General features: G+C 60.0%; 8 protein-coding genes. All 8 read left to right on the forward strand.

Annotation, left to right across the window (positions count from 1 at the left end; all coding sequences use genetic code 11):
- The first annotated feature begins 312 nt into the window (after positions 1–312).
- Positions 313–960 (forward strand): peptide-methionine (S)-S-oxide reductase MsrA, encoded by a 648-nt coding sequence (gene msrA, locus QZ564_RS18775; RefSeq protein ID WP_297113408.1) that lies wholly within the window; start codon positions 313–315, stop codon positions 958–960.
- Between the two features lie 223 nt (positions 961–1183).
- Positions 1184–1735, forward strand: a complete 552-nt coding sequence (locus tag QZ564_RS18780) for a porin family protein (protein ID WP_297113395.1) — start codon at positions 1184–1186, stop codon at positions 1733–1735.
- 326 nt (positions 1736–2061) lie between these two features.
- The gene (locus tag QZ564_RS18785) at positions 2062–2646 is read left to right on the forward strand and encodes a hypothetical protein (protein ID WP_297113397.1); all 585 of its coding nucleotides are present in this window, start codon (positions 2062–2064) and stop codon (positions 2644–2646) included.
- Between the two features lie 382 nt (positions 2647–3028).
- On the forward strand, positions 3029–3394 hold the full coding sequence (locus tag QZ564_RS18790) for an NADH-quinone oxidoreductase subunit A (RefSeq protein ID WP_297113399.1): 366 nt from the start codon (positions 3029–3031) through the stop codon (positions 3392–3394).
- Positions 3385–3966 carry an NADH-quinone oxidoreductase subunit B gene (locus QZ564_RS18795; protein WP_297113400.1) on the forward strand — a complete coding sequence of 194 codons (582 nt, stop codon included), beginning with the start codon at positions 3385–3387 and terminating at the stop codon, positions 3964–3966. Before QZ564_RS18790 ends, QZ564_RS18795 begins: the two co-directional genes overlap by 10 nt.
- A gap of 9 nt (positions 3967–3975) precedes the next feature.
- Entirely contained in the window at positions 3976–4602 is a 627-nt protein-coding gene (locus QZ564_RS18800; RefSeq protein WP_297113402.1) for an NADH-quinone oxidoreductase subunit C, read from the forward strand.
- Between the two features lie 37 nt (positions 4603–4639).
- A complete protein-coding gene (locus QZ564_RS18805; RefSeq protein WP_297113404.1) occupies positions 4640–5011 on the forward strand; it encodes a four helix bundle protein in 372 nt (123 codons plus the stop codon).
- A 67-nt stretch (positions 5012–5078) separates the two neighbouring features.
- Positions 5079–6269, forward strand: coding sequence for an NADH-quinone oxidoreductase subunit D (locus QZ564_RS18810; protein ID WP_297113406.1), 1191 nt, complete (start codon positions 5079–5081; stop codon positions 6267–6269).
- Positions 6270–6313 lie beyond the last annotated feature (44 nt).

Consider the following 6313-nt stretch of genomic DNA (forward strand, 5'->3'; position numbering starts at 1 on the left):
CTCAGTTGGTTAGAGCGCCGGCCTGTCACGCCGGAGGTCGCGGGTTCGAGCCCCGTCTCTCGCGCCACCTTTTCCATCAAATCGTCGGTGAAAAGTGGTGCGGGCCGAGTGGCCGGAGCATCGACTCTTCATTTCGTCGTGAGCCTCGTGATCTCGCGTAACTTCGGGCGCATGGTGACCGTATATGCTGTAAACTGTTCAGCATGAGGTCTGCCGATGCCCCGCCTGCTTTCAACACGTCCCAATAGAACGAATGCGCCGTCGCGCCGCCACGTCTTGCTGGGTTTTGCCGGTTTGACCGCCATCGCCACCATGGCCCCCATCGCGCCGTTCGCGCAGGAAAGGCCAGTGGTTATCCCGCCCCCCGAAATGGACCTCCAGGAGAGCGGCAATACGGCCGTTGCTGTCTTCGCCGGCGGCTGCTTTTGGGGTGTGCAAGGCGTGTTTCAGCGCGTGAAGGGCGTCACCAATGCCGTCTCCGGCTATTCGGGCGGCAGCGCGGATACGGCGACCTACGAGCTGACCACCCGTGGCAATACCGGACACGCCGAAACCGTGGAAATCACCTATGATCCCAGCGTGGTCAGCTTTGGCGAGCTGATGCATGTCTTTTTCTCGGTGGCGCACAATCCCACGCAACTGAACTACCAGGGGCCAGATAGGGGCACACAATACCGCTCGACGATCTTCCTCCTGAATGACGCTCAGGAAGATGTCGCGCGCGCCTATATCGCCCAGCTCGATGCAACCGGCCTGTTCGAGGGGCCGATCGTGACGACCCTCGAGCCTTTCGAAGCCTTCTATCCGGCTGAACAGTACCACCAGGACTTCCTGACGCTGAACCCGGATTGGCCCTATATCGTCGTGCACGACCTGCCCAAGATCGCCGCGCTCGAACAGATCTTTCCGGACAAGTTCCGGGCCGAACCGGTTCTTGTCGGCATGCTGCCAGACGGATGATACAGGCCTGTGACCGGAAGGCCACAGCGCAATTGCACTGTACTGGACCGCTTCCCCACGGGTGCGCGGTTCAGAAACAGAACAAAAACAAGTATTTGGTGGGAAAGAGATGCGCCGCCAGATGCAAGTAATGGAGGCTGGATGGACCAGCGAACGGAGCGGAACCGTCGTTTCGACGGCGGCGTTCCGGTTCCACGAAAGGTTCAGTACGAGGATAACCGCGATGCTTATGTCAAAGCCGACTGCCCTTGCAGTGTTCGCCAGCCTCAGCCTGGCGGGCGGCACCATGGCCGCCGATCTGATCACGGTCCCGGTGTCGACCCAGGCAGAGCTGCCTGTCGCGGGTGACGCGGGATTTGACTGGGACGGTTTCTATGCGGGGGTCCACGGTGTCGCCCAGAACGGGGCAACAAGCGGCACCCAATATGGCCTGGGTGTGCATGCGGGGGTAAACGCCCAGTTCGACTTCTATCTGCTTGGAGCGGAAGTGGCCGTGTCGGGTCTGGCCGACAATGGCACGGTTGGCGAGACCTCCTATGGGCAGATTCTGGGCCGAGCCGGCCTGGTCGTGTCCGATAATGTCGCCCTCTACGCCGCCGGCGGCTATGGCATCGACCTGGGTGTGCCGGCCGAGGAAGATGCCTTGCTGGGCGGCGGAGTCGAACTCAGTGTCACAGACAATGTGTCGGTCCGCGCCCAATACCTTCATGGCTTCCCGTTGCAGGGTGGCAATGACAAGAATCAGTTCACGCTCGGAGCCAGCTATCACTTCTGACCATCCCCACGCCCTTTGATTCCAATTCACCGGCCGGCCCCACACAGCTGTGTGGGGCCGATTGCGTTCTTGGCGAAATTGTGTCAGCTAAATGGCGGTCGGCCTTCGGTCCGCCTTATTTGCCACTGCGATTTGTGTGTTTGCGGGTCACTTGATGGCAATTGTATCAAATTGAACCAATTCCGGTGTGTTCATGCAACACCTGCCCGGAAATGGTCATCAAATCTTATCCGCGCCGCCAAATATGGGTCCGGGCTCTCTTGTCAGCCGCGCGCGCCTCAGGCATCTATCGGTCGACTACGGTTAACTCTATGGGAGTGCAAGACATGTTTGTACGTTCTTTGGCCATTGGCGTTTCCGCCGCGGCTCTCATGGTTGGTGGTGCTCAGGCTGCCGACCTCATCATCCCGACCACTCCGGAGCCGATCTACGCCCCGGCTGGTTTTGACTGGGAAGGCCTGTATGTCGGTGCCCGTCTGGGTGGCCAGTTCACCGGCGCCAACGCCTATGCCAACACCACTGCCAGCACCACCTATGGTGTCGTCGGTGCCGCTGTCGGCGTGAACTTCATTCCGGTCGATCCGCTGCTGCTCGGCGTTGAAGTCACCGCCGACTACATGTGGAACACCACTGCTGCTGTCACCAACTCGGGTGAGTTCTTCGCGAACCTCCGCGCTGGTGCCATCGTCACCGACAACGCCCTGATCTATGCTCTGGGCGGTCTCGGCTTCAACAACACCGCAGCCGGTTCGGTTGGTGTCTACCAGCTCGGTGGTGGTGTTGAATTCGCCGTCAACGACGTCGTCACCGTCCGCGGTGAAATCGTCGGCCAGGGTGACTTCACCGCTGTTGGCGCCGACTCGTTCTTCGAGTCGACCAAGGCCACCGTCGGCGTCTTCTACCACTTCTAAGTTTGTAGGGCGCGGGGCGGTCGCCGCCCCGTTGCCAGCAATCTTGCAACCCATCTCGGCGGACCGATTCTTTCGGTCCGCCGTTTTGGTTTTTGCCGCTCGCTTAGCGGTGTCCTGACAGGCTCTGCACACAGGCCCATTCCACAGGCAGGGCGCATCGCGCAAAATTCCTCCCGAAAAAGGGGCCGGCAAGCGCCTGTGACGACATGATTTGCCCATCCTATTACATGATCATTTCAATCATATTTTCTTTCCCTTGAAACGTTTGGGGGGAAGGTCTAAGCCGTTGCCCATCACCGGCGCATCGGCCCGCTTGCCCCAATTGCTTCGTGGCCCGTGTGCTCTTCGGCCTCTCCGGCCGGTTTGAACTTTAGGCTGCCGCATGACTGAATTGCTCAGCAATTACCTGCCGATTGTCATCTTCATCGCCTTGTCCGCCCTTATTGGCGGCGCGCTTCTAGTGGCGCCATTCCTGGTCGCCGTGAAGCGCCCGGATCCCGAAAAGGTCTCCGCCTTCGAAGCCGGGTTTGACGCCTTCAGCGACGCCCGCATGAAGGTGGATGTGCGATTCTACCTGGTGGCGATCCTGTTCATCATCTTTGATCTGGAAGTGGCATTCCTCTTCCCTTGGGCCGTGGCCTTCCGGGATGTGGGTTGGTTCGGCTTCTGGTCGATGATGATTTTCCTCGGCGTGCTGACCATCGGCTTTATCTATGAATGGCGTAAGGGAGCTCTGGAATGGGATTGAGCCCGTCCAGTTCGACACTGGTTACCCCGCGTCCCACGGGCGCGATCGATCCGGCAACCGGCAAGCCTGTTGGCGCTGATGATCCGTTCTTCGCTGGCGTGAACAACGAGCTGGCTGACAAGGGCTTTCTCGTCACCACTGTGTCGCAGCTGATCACCTGGGCGCGTACCGGTTCTCTGATGTGGATGCAGACCGGCTTGGCTTGCTGCGCTGTGGAAATGATGCAGATGTCGATGCCGCGCTACGACATCGAGCGCTTCGGCACCGCCCCGCGTGCTTCGCCACGCCAGTCCGACGTGCTCATCGTGGCCGGTACGCTGACCAACAAGATGGCGCCCGCCCTGCGCAAGGTCTACGACCAGATGCCCGAGCCGCGCTACGTCATCTCCATGGGCAGCTGCGCCAATGGCGGTGGCTACTACCACTATTCCTATTCCGTGGTGCGCGGTTGCGACCGGGTTCTGCCGGTGGACGTCTATGTCCCGGGCTGCCCGCCGACCGCTGAAGCGCTTCTTTACGGCATCCTGTTGCTGCAGAAGAAGATTCGCCGCGACGGCACGATCGAACGATAGGGCAGGGGCATGACCGATATTGTTGTCGAGCCGATTGCAGTCGACCCGCTGGTAACGCTTGGCGAGCATGTCGCCGCGTCCCTGGGCGATGCCGTCCTGGGCTTTGAAGTGGCCTATGGTGACCTGACCGTCACCGTGGCGCGTGATTCCATCGTCAATGTGGCGACGTTCCTGCGCGATGATCCGAAATGCCGTTTCATCAGCTTTGTTGACGTCTGCGGCGCCGACTATCCGGCGCGCGAGTTCCGCTTTGATGTCGTCTACCACTTTCTCAGCCCGCATCTGAACCAGCGCATCCGCGTCAAGCTCGAGGCTGACGATGTGACGCCCGTTCCGTCCATCTGCGATGTTTTCCCCGGGGCGAACTGGTTCGAGCGCGAAACCTACGATCTTTATGGCGTGCTGTTCTCCGGCCATCCTGACCTGCGCCGCATCCTGACCGATTACGGTTTCGATGGTCATCCGCTGCGCAAGGACTTCCCGCTGACCGGCTTTGTTGAAGTTCGCTACGACGAGGAGCGGAAGCGCGTGGTCTACGAGCCAGTGACCCTGGCCCAGGAATTCCGCACGTTCGATTACCTGTCGCCCTGGGAAGGCACTGACTACGTGCTGCCTGGCGACGAGAAGGCGAAATGAGCGAGTAGTGAGTAGCGAATAGGAATTAGAAAGGAGTTTGCAGACGGAAATCCAATCCTACAGAGACCTTAAGGTATGGAGCGCGGCGATGGATTTGGCCGAAGCTTGCTATCGAGCGACAGCGGGTTTTCCAATGGATGAGCGTTTCGGCATGACATCGCAGATCAGGAGGTCGGCGACTTCCGTTGCGGCGAACATTGCCGAAGGTCATGGCAGGGAAAGTACGGGCGCTTTTGTGCAGGGACTAAGAATTGCACAAGGTTCGCTGAAGGAATTGGAAACGCATCTGATCCTATGTCGGCGCATCGGTCTGATGCAGATCGTCCACTGTGACGAGTTGCTTGAGGCTTGCGACGAAATTGGCCGGATGTTGCGGGGATTGATCCGCAGGCTGCAGGACAAAACATGAAGAGCAAGAGACGAATGCACGCTATTCGCTATTCGCTATTCGCTATTCGCCCTAGCGGAGCAGACGCATGAGCGAAGTCGACGTTCGCAATTTCACCCTGAATTTTGGCCCCGTGCACCCCTCGGCGCACGGCGTGCTGCGCATGATCCTCGAACTCGATGGCGAGCTGGTCGAGCGCGTTGATCCGCATGTGGGCCTGCTGCATCGCGGCACCGAAAAGCTGATCGAATACAAGACTTATCTGCAGGCCGTACCGTACTTCGACCGGCTCGACTACGTGGCACCGATGAACCAGGAGCACGCCTTCGCCCTGGCCGTCGAGCGCATGCTCGAGATCGAGGTGCCGCGCCGTGGTCAGTTGATCCGTGTGCTCTATGCCGAGATCGGTCGCCTGCTGGCGCATCTGATGAACGTGACCACCCAGGCCATGGACATCGGCGCGCTCACCCCGCCGCTCTGGGGCTTCGAGCAGCGCGAAAAGCTCATGATTTTCTATGAGCGCGCATCCGGTGCCCGCATGCACGCGGCCTATTTCCGCCCCGGCGGTGTCCATCAGGACCTGCCGCAGGCGCTGATCGACGATATCGCTGTATTCTGTGACGAGTTCCCCAAGGCCCTCAAGGACATCGACACGCTGCTGACGGGCAACCGCATTTTCAAGCAGCGCAATGTCGATATCGGCGTGGTGCCGCTGGAAGAAGCCTGGGGCCGCGGGTTTTCGGGTGTCATGGTGCGTGCTTCGGGCGCCGCGTGGGACCTGCGCAAGAGTCAGCCCTATGACGCCTATGCCGAAATGGAATTCGACATTCCCGTCGGCTCCAATGGCGACTGCTATGACCGTTATCTGATCCGCATGGAAGAAATGCGTCAGGCCAACGAGATCATGCGCCAGTGCATCAAGAAGCTGAATGCGCCGGACGGCAAGGGCCCCGTTGCGTCGACCGACGGCAAGGTGGTGCCGCCAAAACGCGGTGAGATGAAGCAGTCCATGGAGGCGCTCATCCACCACTTCAAGCTCTATACCGAGGGCTTCAAGGTCCCGGCCGGTGAGATCTATGCCGCTGTTGAGGCCCCCAAGGGCGAGTTTGGCGTGTACCTGGTGTCCGATGGCACCAACAAGCCCTATCGCTGCCATATCCGCGCGCCGGGCTTCGCGCATCTCAGTGCCATGGATTACCTCTGCCGCAAGCACATGCTGGCGGATGTGACCGCGATCCTCGGGTCGATTGATATTGTGTTCGGAGAGGTGGATCGCTGATGTCTACGCGACGCCTTGCAGACGAGTCGGTGCAGCCGGCGAGC

It is taken from the genome of uncultured Devosia sp. (genome assembly GCF_913055165.1).
Taxonomy (GTDB): domain Bacteria; phylum Pseudomonadota; class Alphaproteobacteria; order Rhizobiales; family Devosiaceae; genus Devosia.